The organism is Bacillus yapensis (genome assembly GCF_005280205.1).
Classification (GTDB): Bacteria; Bacillota; Bacilli; order Bacillales; family Cytobacillaceae; genus Robertmurraya; species Robertmurraya yapensis.
The window spans coordinates 39,479-53,225 of record NZ_SUND01000008.1 but is presented as its reverse complement, the minus strand read 5'-3'; the positions used below and the strand labels follow the sequence as shown (position 1 = coordinate 53,225).

General features: G+C 36.5%; 16 protein-coding genes. 6 read left to right on the top strand and 10 right to left on the bottom strand.

What is annotated here, in order from left to right:
• The first annotated feature begins 47 nt into the window (after positions 1 to 47).
• Positions 48 to 578 (top strand): tryptophan transporter, encoded by a 531-nt coding sequence (locus FAR12_RS11140; RefSeq protein ID WP_126408743.1) that lies wholly within the window; start codon positions 48 to 50, stop codon positions 576 to 578.
• Positions 579 to 633: 55 nt separating this feature from the next.
• Here the strand turns inward: FAR12_RS11140 and yhzF are convergent, their stop codons facing one another.
• Positions 634 to 816, bottom strand: coding sequence for a membrane protein YhzF (gene yhzF, locus FAR12_RS24230; protein ID WP_126408865.1), 183 nt, complete (start codon positions 814 to 816; stop codon positions 634 to 636).
• Positions 817 to 932: 116 nt separating this feature from the next.
• Here yhzF and FAR12_RS11130 point away from each other — a divergent pair, with 116 nt between their 5' ends.
• Together FAR12_RS11130 and FAR12_RS11125 are read left to right on the top strand one after the other, a co-directional pair.
• Complete coding sequence (locus FAR12_RS11130; RefSeq protein ID WP_126408742.1) at positions 933 to 1,292, top strand: YtxH domain-containing protein; 360 nt, start codon at positions 933 to 935, stop codon at positions 1,290 to 1,292.
• A gap of 264 nt (positions 1,293 to 1,556) precedes the next feature.
• On the top strand, positions 1,557 to 2,129 hold the full coding sequence (locus FAR12_RS11125) for an HTH-type transcriptional regulator Hpr (protein WP_126408741.1): 573 nt from the start codon (positions 1,557 to 1,559) through the stop codon (positions 2,127 to 2,129).
• Positions 2,130 to 2,131: 2 nt separating this feature from the next.
• Here the strand turns inward: FAR12_RS11125 and FAR12_RS11120 are convergent, their stop codons facing one another.
• Positions 2,132 to 2,467, bottom strand: a complete 336-nt coding sequence (locus FAR12_RS11120) for a DUF1878 family protein (protein WP_126408740.1) — start codon at positions 2,465 to 2,467, stop codon at positions 2,132 to 2,134.
• 190 nt (positions 2,468 to 2,657) lie between these two features.
• Between FAR12_RS11120 and FAR12_RS11115 the strand changes: the two genes are divergently transcribed.
• The gene (locus FAR12_RS11115; RefSeq protein WP_126408739.1) at positions 2,658 to 3,212 is read left to right on the top strand and encodes a DUF3267 domain-containing protein; all 555 of its coding nucleotides are present in this window, start codon (positions 2,658 to 2,660) and stop codon (positions 3,210 to 3,212) included.
• A gap of 306 nt (positions 3,213 to 3,518) precedes the next feature.
• Entirely contained in the window at positions 3,519 to 3,698 is a 180-nt protein-coding gene (locus tag FAR12_RS11110) for a hypothetical protein (RefSeq protein WP_126408864.1), read from the top strand.
• A 96-nt stretch (positions 3,699 to 3,794) separates the two neighbouring features.
• On the opposite strand, the gene FAR12_RS11105 is transcribed toward FAR12_RS11110, so the two are convergent.
• Positions 3,795 to 3,884, bottom strand: a complete 90-nt coding sequence (locus FAR12_RS11105) for a YjcZ family sporulation protein (RefSeq protein ID WP_126408738.1) — start codon at positions 3,882 to 3,884, stop codon at positions 3,795 to 3,797.
• 403 nt (positions 3,885 to 4,287) lie between these two features.
• Here FAR12_RS11105 and FAR12_RS11100 point away from each other — a divergent pair, with 403 nt between their 5' ends.
• Entirely contained in the window at positions 4,288 to 5,163 is an 876-nt protein-coding gene (locus FAR12_RS11100) for a peptidylprolyl isomerase (RefSeq protein WP_126408737.1), read from the top strand.
• A gap of 50 nt (positions 5,164 to 5,213) precedes the next feature.
• On the opposite strand, the gene FAR12_RS11095 is transcribed toward FAR12_RS11100, so the two are convergent.
• The 7 genes from FAR12_RS11095 to FAR12_RS11065 all read right to left on the bottom strand — a co-directional run bounded on the left by FAR12_RS11095 (position 5,214) and on the right by FAR12_RS11065 (position 13,632).
• Positions 5,214 to 5,399, bottom strand: coding sequence for a sporulation YhaL family protein (locus FAR12_RS11095; protein ID WP_126408736.1), 186 nt, complete (start codon positions 5,397 to 5,399; stop codon positions 5,214 to 5,216).
• A 161-nt stretch (positions 5,400 to 5,560) separates the two neighbouring features.
• On the bottom strand, positions 5,561 to 6,505 hold the full coding sequence (gene yhaM, locus FAR12_RS11090) for a 3'-5' exoribonuclease YhaM (protein ID WP_126408735.1): 945 nt from the start codon (positions 6,503 to 6,505) through the stop codon (positions 5,561 to 5,563).
• A 29-nt stretch (positions 6,506 to 6,534) separates the two neighbouring features.
• On the bottom strand, positions 6,535 to 9,540 hold the full coding sequence (locus tag FAR12_RS11085; RefSeq protein ID WP_126408734.1) for an ATP-binding protein: 3,006 nt from the start codon (positions 9,538 to 9,540) through the stop codon (positions 6,535 to 6,537).
• Complete coding sequence (locus tag FAR12_RS11080; RefSeq protein WP_126408733.1) at positions 9,533 to 10,741, bottom strand: metallophosphoesterase family protein; 1,209 nt, start codon at positions 10,739 to 10,741, stop codon at positions 9,533 to 9,535. Before FAR12_RS11080 ends, FAR12_RS11085 begins: the two co-directional genes overlap by 8 nt.
• A gap of 124 nt (positions 10,742 to 10,865) precedes the next feature.
• The gene (locus FAR12_RS11075) at positions 10,866 to 11,066 is read right to left on the bottom strand and encodes a cold-shock protein (RefSeq protein WP_019153363.1); all 201 of its coding nucleotides are present in this window, start codon (positions 11,064 to 11,066) and stop codon (positions 10,866 to 10,868) included.
• 411 nt (positions 11,067 to 11,477) lie between these two features.
• Positions 11,478 to 12,734, bottom strand: a complete 1,257-nt coding sequence (locus tag FAR12_RS11070; protein WP_126408732.1) for an ABC transporter permease — start codon at positions 12,732 to 12,734, stop codon at positions 11,478 to 11,480.
• Entirely contained in the window at positions 12,727 to 13,632 is a 906-nt protein-coding gene (locus FAR12_RS11065) for an ABC transporter ATP-binding protein (RefSeq protein ID WP_425456159.1), read from the bottom strand. The genes FAR12_RS11070 and FAR12_RS11065 overlap by 8 nt, the downstream gene beginning before the upstream one ends.
• Positions 13,633 to 13,747: the final 115 nt, after the last annotated feature.

The window sequence follows — 13,747 nt, the reverse complement described above, 5'->3', positions numbered from 1 at the left end:
ATGGGAGAAGCAATAGAATAGACAGAATAGTCGAGGAGAGATGAGAAATGAATACAAAAAATTTGGTGGCCTTAGCCCTTCTAGTTGGGATGGGTGCTGTACTACATTTGGCCATACCAGGATTCGCCTTTGGGATGAAGCCAGATATGATGTTAGCCATGATGTTTTTAGGAATTGTTTTATTCCCTGATAGTAAGAGTGTCTTACTAATAAGCTTAGTTACTGGTGTCATTTCAGGTTTAACAACAAGCTTCCCTGGAGGACTTATTCCAAATATCATTGATAAACCGATTACTGCATTTATATTCTTTGGATTATTTTTAGCACTTAAAAAGTTTCGTTCGAATATCATCAGCATCGCTGCGTTAACAGCACTAGGTACGATTATCTCTGGAACAGTGTTCCTAGGTTCAGCATATTTGATTGTCGGCTTGCCTGGATCATTTGCAGGATTATTCGGCCTTGCAGTGTTACCTGCAACAGCTGCTAATACACTGGTCATGATTGTCCTATATCCAATCGCCTTAACGATTGTAAAAAGAACAAAACTTACAAATAATACAACATTTTCTGGTTAAGTAAAGAACCCATTTGGGTTCTTTTTTGTTATCCAAAACCGATTGAGAAAATTTTTTATTTGAAAAAGGAAACAATCCATCCTAATAGAATACATACTACCGCAATGCTAGCTAACAAAACTGCCCTCTTTTTCAACACTCTCTTCGGAGGATAGAACCCTGGTTTTTTTAAAGACAAAAAGTTATATATGGCCCCAAACAGTAGCACAACGCTTGCTGCAAATAAGCCGAATATCATTCCATCCAAACTTGCCCACACTCCTTTATAAAAAAGGTATAATACATTTATATGCTGCGAATCATTTTCCTATGAGGCAAGCAGTGTCCCGAGAATTTGTATGATGAGGTGAAAGAATGAACGGAAAATCTTTATTAACAGGTTTTATCATTGGAGGAATTGCTGCGGGCATCGCAACGATACTGACAGCCCCTACTTCAGGAAAAGAAACAAGAAAATATTTAAGTGAAAATAAAGATACATGGATCGAACAGTTATCACAACTTAAACTTGATCTAGGTGAAATCACAAAATCCATTACAACTCTTTCAACAGAGGGCAGAGAAGGGCTGACTTCCTTTATACTTGATGTAAAGACGCTTATCGAAGGATGGCAAGCAGATATTAAACCACATCAAGAACAACTGAAGAGTGAAATAGATGCCATACAGGATACCCTCCAGGAGCTTGAGCGAAAAATAGAACTACATAACTGATGAACATTTTTAAATTAATAGTAAAATCCTTCTTTTTCCTAACAATTTTTATTTAGAAAAAGAAGGATTTTTTATTTAATAAGAAGAAAACTAATATACTATAAAAATGCTTGCGAACAGATTTATGATTTAAACTTATTCATTTTGCCGAATAAAACAAACTTAATGAAAAAATTTCTAAAAATTTAGTATATTTTTTCTTTATTTATTTTTGTTTTCTTGGCATAATGATAATAAAGAAAACTAAAGCGGGTGAATTAGGGGATGACAGAAAAACAATATTCAATGAAAGAAGCAATGATTTTCAGTCAAAGAATCGCACAATTAAGTAAAGCTTTATGGAAATCGATTGAAAAGGATTGGCAGCAATGGATTAAATCTGCTGACTTAAATATTAATGAACACCATATCCTTTGGATTGCTTATCACTTAAACGGCGCATCCATTTCAGATGTCGCAAAATTTGGCGTGATGCATGTTTCTACCGCCTTCAACTTCTCAAAGAAGTTAGAAGAAAGAGGTCTCCTTAACTTTTCTAAAAAGGAAAGCGATAAACGAAACACCTACATCAAATTAACTGAAAAAGGGGAAGCTGTTTTACTTGAGTTAATGGAAACATATGATCCAGACAAAAATGCTGTTTTTACCGGAGCAATGCCATTAAAAAGCTTGTATGGTAAATTTCCAGAGATCGTTGAAATGATGGCCATAGTTCGCAATATTTATGGTGATGACTTTATGGAGATTTTCGAAAGATCCTTTGAAAATATTGAGAGAGAATTCAAGGACGAGGATGGACACTTGAAAAAGAAGGATTCTTCTAAGGAGCTCGTGTAATCCTATATATATTTCTTAAACTCTATCATTAAAGGCAAAAATAATTTTTGGCGGAGACAAGCCAGTATGACTTCTTCTGCATCTAGGTTTGGGTGAAGCGATTCTTTGAATTTCTTTAATAGAGATTCAAAATACACAAATCCCTCCGCTTGCTGTTCTTCTAGTTCTATCATTAATTCATTGCATTCCTTATAAAAATTTTCCACATCTTGTTTGTTTAATGATCGTTCGACAATTAACTTATAAAAATGATCATCGCTTTTTGAAATCATCTTCAGTAAAATGGATTGATGGTATTCAAGGCGATTCATTTTTTCTATTAAAGAATCAAGGTTCATCAATAAAAACCTCTTTCGACTAATTTAATTAAATTCAGGCATTTTCCATTGCCTTCTCCGCTATTATTTTACAAAAAACAATCAAAAATTGAAATACGATTTCCTATTGATTTTTTTATTCTTTCATCGTAAAGTATCATAAGTAAGTTAGAGAATATCACATTTTATTCCTAAATACTCCTTTTGGAGGATGATACTTTTGAATTGCTGGAAAACAGTAAACTACACAAGACAATACGGCACACATAGACTGTTTGTTATCTCTTTGATTACGATGTTGCTAACTTTTATCATACTATATATTTCGTTATCATATTTGTTTGTACCAACTACATTTTATGATAATCATTTCTTTCTCTTTATATTCTGTTTGATATTAGTTTACCCAGTCCATAAATTGTTGCATTTATTACCCATTTCGCATCTTGGGCCAAAGATTAGAAAAAGAATTGAAAGGAAATTTATCTTCTTCCCTTCCATTCAAATTACAGCACATGAGCCTATCTCAAAGCATTTATTCTTACTCGCGTTATTATTACCATTTGTAACTTTAACGGCGATATTGGTGGCATTCTGTTTCATATTGCCACATTATGTACACTATATTACGATTTTACTAGCTTATCAGACTGGTATTTCCGTTCCAGACCTTGTCCGTACTGTAAACATTCTGAAGGCACCAAAACATGCATATATTGAAGAAAACGAAGATGGTTTTGAAATATTGGTAAGCAATCAACAATAGCCCATCTAAGACATCTGTGAAGATGTCTTTAGTGTGTAGACAATAAATTATTGATAGCAGTTACCCTCAGGCTGATTGAAAACGTTTGTCTTTCAAGGCGCGAAGCCTTGGGAGGAGCGGAGTTACCATAGTAGGTAATGAGCACCGGACAAGGCGAAGTAACGAAGAAAGCGAGCGTTTGTCAACAGTCTGAAGACATCTGTGAAGATGTCTTTTTCACAGCGATGCTTAAAGTGGTACTCCTATTAAAATTTTGTTATCGTAGTAAGAAAAGAACAGTACTCACCTATAGGGAGGGATTTGGTGATCATCTCCATTTTTATTATTTTCGCTATATTTATTTTGTTTAATATTAATAAGCTAACAACTTCCCTTTGCTTGCAAAAAGAAATTCCGGAAGAAAAACAACCAAAGGTTTTTAGAACGATTAACGTATTAGTGACGATTCTTCTGATTACCTCATACGTCGAAATCCTTTTCACATAAAAGATCTTTTCGCAACCGTTGGTATGTTTGAAAAATAAACGAACAAAAAGAACATGAGACCCATCTCATGTTCTTTTTGTTTTAACATTCATTAACTTAGAACCAAGCAGCTCCAACAATGATTAATAAAATAAACAGTACTACGATTAAGGCAAAACCGCCACCATATCCGCCTCCGTGACCCATCGTAACACCCCCTTCCAAATGTGCTTGTTATATACTATTCATGAATAACCCCCACCGATTAGGCGAGTAACAAGTTAATGATGATTTCCAAAGAACTATTTCCCTATATATTCTTTGGACGTAAGCAAGAAATGGAGGGAACTCCAAGTTTTTTGCTTACACTTTATCCTATGTATTAGTCCCAATTATGGTATAGGTAGGTTGCCTATTTTTATCCATCTCCATCTTTTACCCCATCCCATATTTCTTTTGTTCTTTTTCCAATTTGTGATATAGTATAATTTGTGATTAATACATGGAGCAATTTCATAAATCAAAACGACAGACGTGTAAAAATCAATGTCTAAAATTTGTGAAATTTAACTCTCATTCATTAATGAAATTAATTTTAGGAGTTGTTTTGATGAAAAAGTGGATTCTTTCCCTTCTTTTACTTGCGGGCATCGTCACTTTAGCTGCATGTAATAACGGGGACAATTCTGAGGCAGTTGCAGAAACAAAAGCTGGAAACATTACAAAGGACGAGCTATATGAAGAAATGAAGAAGACTTACGGTGAACAAGTTCTTCAACAGCTTGTTTATGAAAAAATTCTATCTGATAAATATAAGGTAACTGATGAAGAATTAGATGCTAAGTTAAACGAAGTAAAAGAACAACTTGGTTCAAACTTCGAAATGGCTCTAGCACAATACCAAATGACTGAAGAAACATTTAAACAAAGTCTAAAATTAGACTTATTAGTAGAAAAAGCTGCGACAGCAGATATTAAAGTTACAGATGAAGAAATCAAAGAATACTACGATAACTACAAGCCACAAATCAAAGCTCGTCACATTTTAGTAGCGGATGAAGCAAAAGCAAAAGAAGTAAAGGCGAAGCTTGATGAAGGTGGAGATTTTGCTGAATTAGCAAAAGAATACTCAACGGATACGGCTTCTGCTGAAGCAGGTGGGGATCTTGGCTGGTTCGGTACAGGACAAATGGTACCAGAATTTGAAGAGGCTTCATACGCTCTTGATGTGAACGAAATTAGTGATCCTGTGAAATCTGAGCATGGCTACCACATTATCCAAGTGACTGAAAAAGAAGAGAAGAAGAGCCTAGAGGATATGAAAGCTCAAATCGAGCAAGAAATTAAAGTATCCAAAATCGATAACACAAAAATGACTGAAACATTACAAAAAGAATTAAAAGATGCTAAGGTTAAAATTAGCGATAAAGACTTAAGTGGCTTTATGCAAACTGAGGAAGCTACTGAGACAGAAGAAAAGAAATAAGAATGGAAAATGGGTCCCCTTTATTCGAGGGAACCCATTTTTTATTGCCATCAACCGAAAGATCGTCCTTCAGAGCGCTCTTCCTTCTCTTTCTTGAGTCGCTCCATATAGACCTCTCCTTCTTTTTCTATTAATTCTCTTTCCTCTTCTTTTTCTTCTCTACCAACCTTTACAGCCATAAACGCACTAATGATAATTCCCCCAACGAGCAATAAGATCCAAACAGGAATATCCATTTCTCATCCTCCATACATCAAATGTACAAGCCTTGTTTGTTAAAAATGTATGCACGTTTGGGAAAAATATGATAAGTATAGCTCTCTTCTTCTTGAGTTGATAGACACAAAAAACAAACATAAACACAAAAAATGCCTCACAATGGAGGCATTTTTTAGCGTTACTTATGGAAAGTTGGTTTATAAAATGAGCGATTATCAAGAGCAAACACTCTTTCACTGAATTCGCCTGGTTTTACTCGTTCCAGAGCACGATCAAGCATATTCATCTTCGCGTCAATATTATCAATATAATGAAGAATTTCTGCCTCTTTGATAAGTGGAGGCTTCGGACTACCCCATTCTGCTTTTCCGTGATGGGATAGCACAAGATGTTGAAGCACCAACACTTCCTCACCCGTAATACCAAGCTCGTCTGCAGCTTTGACGATTTCTGAGACCATGATGTTAATATGGCCTAAAAGGTTTCCTTCTACTGTGTAAGTCGTAGAAATCGGTCCTGACAACTCTGTAAGCTTTCCTAAATCGTGGAGAAGAACTCCGGCATATAATAAATCCTTGTCCAAGCTTGGATATAACTCAGCGATAGCTTTCGCTAAATCAAGCATGCTTACAACATGATAAGCGAGCCCCGACACAAATTCATGATGATTTTTTGTCGCCGCTGGATACTCCAAAAATGCGTCCTGGTTCTTTTTTAAGAGATGACGCGTAATACGTTGGATATTCGGATTTTTCATTTCAAAAATATATTGCGTTATTTTGCTATGCATTTCTTCCTTACTCAAAGGAGCGGTAACAAGAAAGTCTGATAGATTAACTGCATCCGCCTGCGAGGAAGGACGTATTTGTCGAAGGCGCAATTGATTTCGACCTCGATAGTTTTGAATATCTCCTATTACCTTAACAATCTTTTCATTGCTATAGTTCTTCTCATCCTCATCAGAGACATCCCATAGCTTGGCCTCTATTTCCCCACTCTGGTCCTGCAAAACAAGTGATAAAAATGGCTTTCCATTGCTAGCAGTCCCTTTTGTTGAGCTTTTAATTAATAAGAATTTTTCTACTTGCTCTCCTACATCATGCTGGAGAATCCCTTTACTCATAAGACTCCTCGCCCCTTTCTTTCAATCTATTATATCATATTGGTCGTTATCCCTTCTCCCACTTCGATCACTTCAGCTTCATGAAAATATTTCAATAAATGCTGGTGACAGGTAAAAAAGAGAATTTGATTGTCTTTTAATGTCTTTAATAATTCAATGACCTTGCTTGTACGTTTATGGTCAAAATTAACAAAGCTATCATCGATAATAATCGGAAAGGCATATTTCTTATAAATTGTGGCTGCAAGGGCTAAACGAATGGAAACATATACCTGCTCAGTTGTTGCCTGACTTAGCTCATTCGCTTCAAAAAGAATATGGTCCTTCCGTTCAATCAGAAATCCATTACTCTCTTTTTTAGGCAGGATTCGTAGATAGTTTCCTTCGGTTAAAAAGGTCAGATATTCTTCTGCTTTTTGTAGCATGCTTGGAAGACGTTCCTCTTTAAAGCGATCCACTGTTTTCGTCAGCATTTCTTTTGCCATTGACAGCTTGGCCCATTCCCTTGCCTCTAAATCGAGTTCAGACTGAAGCTGTTTATACTTGTGTAAAAGGTCTCCATATAGCCCACCTTCCTCAAGTAAGCCAATCTGATACTTCACATCGGCTAAAGCTTGGTGAGCCTTCTGACTTGCCTCTAAGCTCTGAGTTAAGGCGGCTGTTATATTTTGAAACTCTACCTGTGGGTCGTCGATGCTATTAAGTTCCTGCATCGCCTTTTTGTCTAGAGAAGACAATTCGATTTGCCTTGATAACTCCTCCACCCTAGCGGCCATCTGCGCACGTTTTTCAGCTTGTTTCCCTACTAAGCGGTATTCCTCTTCAGTTTCCACCTCAGCTGCTTGAAAAAGCATTTCCTGTTCTTGGTGAAGATGACTATATTCCTTTTCCACAAGTTCCATTTGTTCAACGAGTTCTTTAAACTTCTCTACTCTTGCTTCATATTTCTGTTGTTTAGCAAGTTCCTTTTTAAGTGACTCCCTTAACAAATATCCTTGCTCACGAACAGGAATCGCTTCATCTTGGAAAAATAACTGGTACAAACTCACAATTTCTTTTTCAATACTATCTTTTATTTCTAATTTCTTCTGGAATTGTGTCTCCATAGATTGATACTCTCTGAATGCATCCTTTAATTTCACAATTAATAGAAATGCCTCATTGATTTTCGATTGGGCAATCTCTTTTGGAATGAAAAGTTGCTTCCCTAATTCACTCAACAGTTCTCTATGAGACACAGCCTCTCGCTCCCAGTCTTCAAATGCTTGAATGACCCTGTCGTATTGCAAATTCTGTTGTTCAAGCTTTATTTGTAAAACAGCTAGCTGTTCTTGTAAGGCTGTGTCTCTACGCAACTGTTCTTCAATTAAATTTAATTCTGCAAAGGAGAAATTATTGAACTGATGCTGCAAGTTTGATTCCTTCGCTTTAAGCTCTTGAATCTCTCTTTCCACATCTTGATTCCTATTACTCTTTCTTTGATAAAGCAGAAAGAGCATGAAACCGAAACCAATTCCTCCAACCACTGCAATTAACCATTGAGTTTGAAACAATCCCCAAACTGATAGCAATAGAAAAACAACACTCAAAATAAGTGATTGATACTGATTTTGCCTTGCCTGTTTTCTTTCGTTTTTCAAGTTCATTTGCAAAAGATAGATCTTATCCTGTGTATTTCGAAGTTCTTTTTCAATGGACTCCTGATTGCTTCGCTTTAATAATTGCTGCTTCTTTGCATCTCTTTCAGCTTGCGGAAGCATGTCTTCTTTTAAAAGCTCCTTCTGGACCTCAAGTCTCTCTAGCTCTTCTTTTTCTCTTGCAAACTGCTCATCTAGTTCCGCTTTGCGTTCTTTTAAGCGCATCTGCTTTTTCTCCGCTTCAGCGATTTTTTCCTTCATAAAAATACTCGTATCAATTTGGGCCAATCGCTCTTCGTGAATCGGAAAATGGAGTCTTTCTTTTAATTCCTCGATATTGGCAGAAAGATGACTTCTTTTAGCGAACCATTCATTCTCTTCTTCCTTTATCGTCTCGTAAAGCGGAAGCCTTTCTAAAGCACGCTGAATGGCATCCGCTTTCTCAATCAGCTGTTCATTTGGATGAATCTCACTCAATTCGGCTTGAAGCTTTTCTTTTTGCTCGATTAATGATTTTCTTTGAGCCTCTAATGGCTTTAAAAGCTGCTGTACCTGCTCTAAACGCGATAAACCATCAACTGGAAAGGTAATATCAATCTGTTCCAAATCGGCCTGCAGCAGGTCTCTTTCCTTCACAATAGGCGCAAGCTTTTCCCATTCCTCTAATTGCCGAATCTTTTTCTGCAATTCAGTTACTCTCAATTGATTGTGCTCAATCTCTTGCTCTAGTAATTCTTTTTCCTGTAAAAGCCTGCCATATTGTCCATTTTGCTGCTCAGCTTTTTTTAATTCTTCATAAACAGCCTTAACTTCCTGTAACTTTTCATTGATTAAAGGCTTCTTTCCATTAGGTTTAAAAAGAATGTCTATTTCCTTTTGCAGTTCACTTTCAACAACCAGTAGTCTATCGGAACCAATCGTTCCTGTCGAAAATAAGAACTTACCCAAATCCTCATTTTTAAGATTATGTACGTTTTGAAGGCCATGGAGATTGAAAGAAAAGATCGATTGATAGAGTGATTTATCTATTTTAGAAAGTAGTTCATTTAACAGCTCGTCTCCACCAGTTGAACCATCCTCTAATAAGACAGAGACATCCCCAACAGCTCTCCCTTTTACACGTTCGATGATGACTTTCCCTCTCGCCTCAGTTTGAATCACCAATTGCCCACCATATTTTGCACCCTTTTTCGGCTCATATCGCAGTTCAATTTGCTGCTTTGTTGGAAAACCAAAGAGAATGCTATGAATGAAGGACATTATGGTCGATTTGCCTGCTTCATTTTCTCCATAAAAAACACTGAGATCCTTTAAGTTTGTTAGCACTTTATTTTCTAGCTTTCCATACCCATAAATATGGATTTCCAAAATTCTCAAATCGGCCACCTCCTTATCCATTTCGTAATAGCTTTTCTATTAAAACAGCTTCTGCCTCTTTGCTGATTTCTTCGACTTCATCCGTTAGAAGTGGCGTCAGGAATTTTCTTGCAACTGGATTCCGGTAGAGGGTGGCCAATAGGTCGTCCCATCCTTCAGTCTGTTCGAGTACATCAAATAGTTCTCCATAAAAATCCGATTCCTTTGATAACTCCTCACGCTTCCACTCCAACTTTTCTTCAACACGTATAGAGGTTGGCCAAACAAAGGACTCTTCATCTTTCTCATCATCTTGCAGAGTTTCGAGTAGTTCCTCTAGCTCTTTCATATTCACTGATAGGTTTGAAATCTGGAATGCAGTTATATTTCCTTTTCCTTCTATTCTTATGCTCTCAAGGGTATCTTTACATAGCTGGTAAAATTGGTCGAAAGAAGAAATATCACTAGCATCGATCGCAACCTCAGACCAGATGACATCACTCGTTTCCACAAACTCGAGCTTGGAGTCCGATTCATCCAACTCAACCAAATAACAACCCTTTACACCTGTTTCTTTTCGATTCCTTCCCTGGGTATTCCCAGGATAAATAACGACAGGCTCCTCTTTTAAAATGGCTCTCTTATGAATATGACCTAGTGCCCAATAATGGAATTCTTTTTCGATAAGATCATTGAGTTGAAATGGAGCATAGTTGCCATGATCCGTACTTCCTTCCATATTCCCATGAAGGATACCTATATGAAAATCAGCTCCATCTTTTCTTTCGTACTCATTGATTTTCCTCTCATACACATGTCGCTCCGGATAACTAAATCCGTAGAGATGGACAATTGCATTGTTTTTCGTTGTAAATGATTTTACTGCTACCTGTTCCCCAAACACATGAACATTGCTCGGAAGCTCAATTTGACTCCAATTCCCGCTCATATGATCATGGTTCCCATGTATCAAGAACACATCAATTTCCTTTTCGGCAAGTCTCTCCATTTCTTTGCGAAGAAAAACTTGTGCTCTCACACTGCGATTTTCATTATCAAATAAATCACCTGCTAAAACAACAAAGTCTACATGACTACTAATCGCTGCATCAATCAAACTTCTAAATGCCTGGAAGGTACTTTCCTGAAGTCTTTTAAAGATACGAGGAGGCAATGATTTCAGGCCAACCATCGGACTATCTATATGTATATCTGCACCATGAATAAATTTCACTTTTTTCATATTGATTCCTCGCATATGCTTTTTCCTACATTTTACCACAAAAGCGAATGTATGTTCTAGTGTAAAATAGGCAAAATAAAAAGCAGACCCTATAAAAGGATCTGCTTGAAAGTTCGAAAGTTAATTAAGCTTTGTTAACGTTAGCTGCTTGAGGTCCACGTGCACCTTGCTCAACGTCAAAAGTTACTGCTTGACCTTCTTCAAGAGTTTTGAAACCTTCGCCTTGGATAGCTGAGAAATGAACGAATACATCTTCTCCGCCTTCGCGCTCGATAAATCCGAAGCCCTTTTCTGCGTTAAACCATTTTACTTTACCATTTTCCATGTATGTTGCCTCCTATGTGCGTATAGCGCACAAATGTATTACTATTCTTGCTCTTCCAGGCGAAATATATAATTCTTCCCTTAATTGTGAACAAAAATAATTCTTCCTAAGAATAACAGATACAAATGGAAAAGGCAAGCAAACTTAATTTTTTCCCAGTAAATTCTTTTTTTAATGCTCTTTTCTCAAACTTTGATGCTTTTGGAGCAAAAATAATACGAAGCAAGCAATTCTGTTAATATTCATTTTCTTATAATTATTTGAGAAAAGAGCAGGTTTTTTTCAGGAAAAAAACTTGTTAACAATATAGAAAGCACATCATATCTTTTTCTACGTTAAAATCGGCCTTAAGATTTTAACAACAGGTTTTTTTCGCAAGAAAATAAACAATATAAGAGAAAACAGTTTTTGTCATTTTTCGGATTTAGTTAATTGAAGTGCTTTTTTAATATCCTTAAAGGAATTCGATTTTCCATACATAAGAACTCCACCTCTGTATACTCTTGCCCCAAAGACAGCTAAGATGATAATAGAGACGAGTAAGATGACAATTCCTAGGATTGGTTCCCATGCTGGTAAAGTCAGCATTCCAACACGCATAAACATTAACATTGGTGTAAAAAATGGAATATAGCTCGTAACCGTAACAAATGGAGTATCCGGCTGTGAAAGACCAAACATCGCAATCATAAATCCAGCCACGACCATCATTGTCATTGGCGTAATCATCTGTTGGACATCTTCAATTCGACTAACAAGCGACCCTAAAAAGGCTGCTAATGTTGCGTATAAGAAATACCCTAATATAAAGAAGACAACTGCATAAATAATCGTGGATACAGGGACATCACCAAAACCAAAGACGCTAAAGAATCCACCTTCCATTGATTCCAGATTTCTTTTAATTGAAATATACCCTACACCTAACAAAACAGCCATTTGGGTTAAGCTTAATAAGCATATACCTAAAATCTTGGCAAACATCTGCTTAATTGGAGATACACTTGATATTAAAATTTCCATGACACGAGAAGATTTTTCAGTAGCAACCTCCATCGCAATCATATTGGCATACAAAATAACAGCAAAATAAATAACAAATAATAATACATAGACAAGACCTCTTGCCTGGTTTAGCTCTTCTGCCGTTTTAGCATTTTCCTCTAAAGCAATCTGCTCCATTTCCATTGGCTCATAAAGCTTTGCAAGTTGCTCTGATGTTAAATTGATTTTACCTGCAGCCATTTGAGTTTTGATTTGCTGTAAGCCTGTTTGAATAGCAGTAACTGAGGCAGAGTCAGATATACTCATCGCTTTATATGTGGCAACTGGAAGACCCTCACTGTCAAGGGACAACACTAAGAGACCTTTGTAATCTCCATCTTCGACAGCTTTTTCTGCTTTTTCTTCACCATCTTTATATGCTTCTAATTCAATTTCTGAATTACTTGCTTTTAATTGCTGTTGAAGTGGCTCAACTAACGTACTACTTTCATCGATAACCGCAATAGTATCCTTGCCTTCTCCCTTATCGAAAAAATTAATGATATTCGTCATATTCGCTAGTCCAACTACAATTAAAACAGTAATAATTGTTGTAATAATAAACGATTTTGTCTTTAATTTACTTAAATACGTATGAAAAAAGATAATCCAAAAGTTATTCATAGGAAGCACCTACTTTCTCGATAAAGATATCATTTAAGGAAGGCTCCTCTAACACAAAACGGCGAATAAAACCTTTTCCTACAATATCTTTTAATATCCGTTCAGCTACATATTCTCCTTCGATTTGTAGGTGAACTCCCTCTGGTGTTCTCTTTACCTTCGTCACACCCGGATAATTGTCAAAACCACTTAACTCAAAATCAGCATGAATGACTAAATTTTTCTTACCAAAGGAGCGTTTAATATCCTTTAAAGAACCATGGACAACAGGACTTCCATGATGCATGATACATAAATTTTCACACATTTCCTCTACGTGCTCCATGCGGTGGCTGGAAAAAACAATCGTCGTTCCTTGCTCTTTTAGCTCGATAACAGCAGATTTTAATAGCTCCACATTGACTGGATCCAATCCACTAAACGGCTCATCCAAAATTAACAATTTTGGCTTATGTAAAACAGCTGCAATAAATTGAATCTTTTGCTGATTACCTTTTGAAAGCTCTTCTACCCTTTTATCGAGATATTCAGGAACCTTAAAGCGTTCTAACCAAATCTTCAATTCCGCTAAAGCATCCTGCTTATTCATCCCTCTTAATCGCGCAAGATAGACTAGCTGATCCCTTACCTTCAGCTTTGGATACAATCCTCTTTCCTCTGGCAAATAGCCAATTACACCACTAGTCGAGTAATCTATCGGCTTTCCATCCCATGTGATCTTACCTTTACTTGCATCTAATAATCCAAGTATCATTCTGAAGGTCGTCGTTTTTCCAGCACCATTTGCTCCTAGAAAACCAAACATTTCTTTTTCAGGAATGGTTATCGACAAATCATTTACTGCAGTAAAACTTCCAAAACGCTTCGAAACATTCTCTATCTTTAGAACCACATTCATTCCTCCTCTTCCATCATTCTATACGATCAAGAACACAAAAAGGGTTCATTTTTCTCTATTATTATTTTGCATAATTTAGATAATTATGCAAAAATAGTAATATAAGAATCTGAAT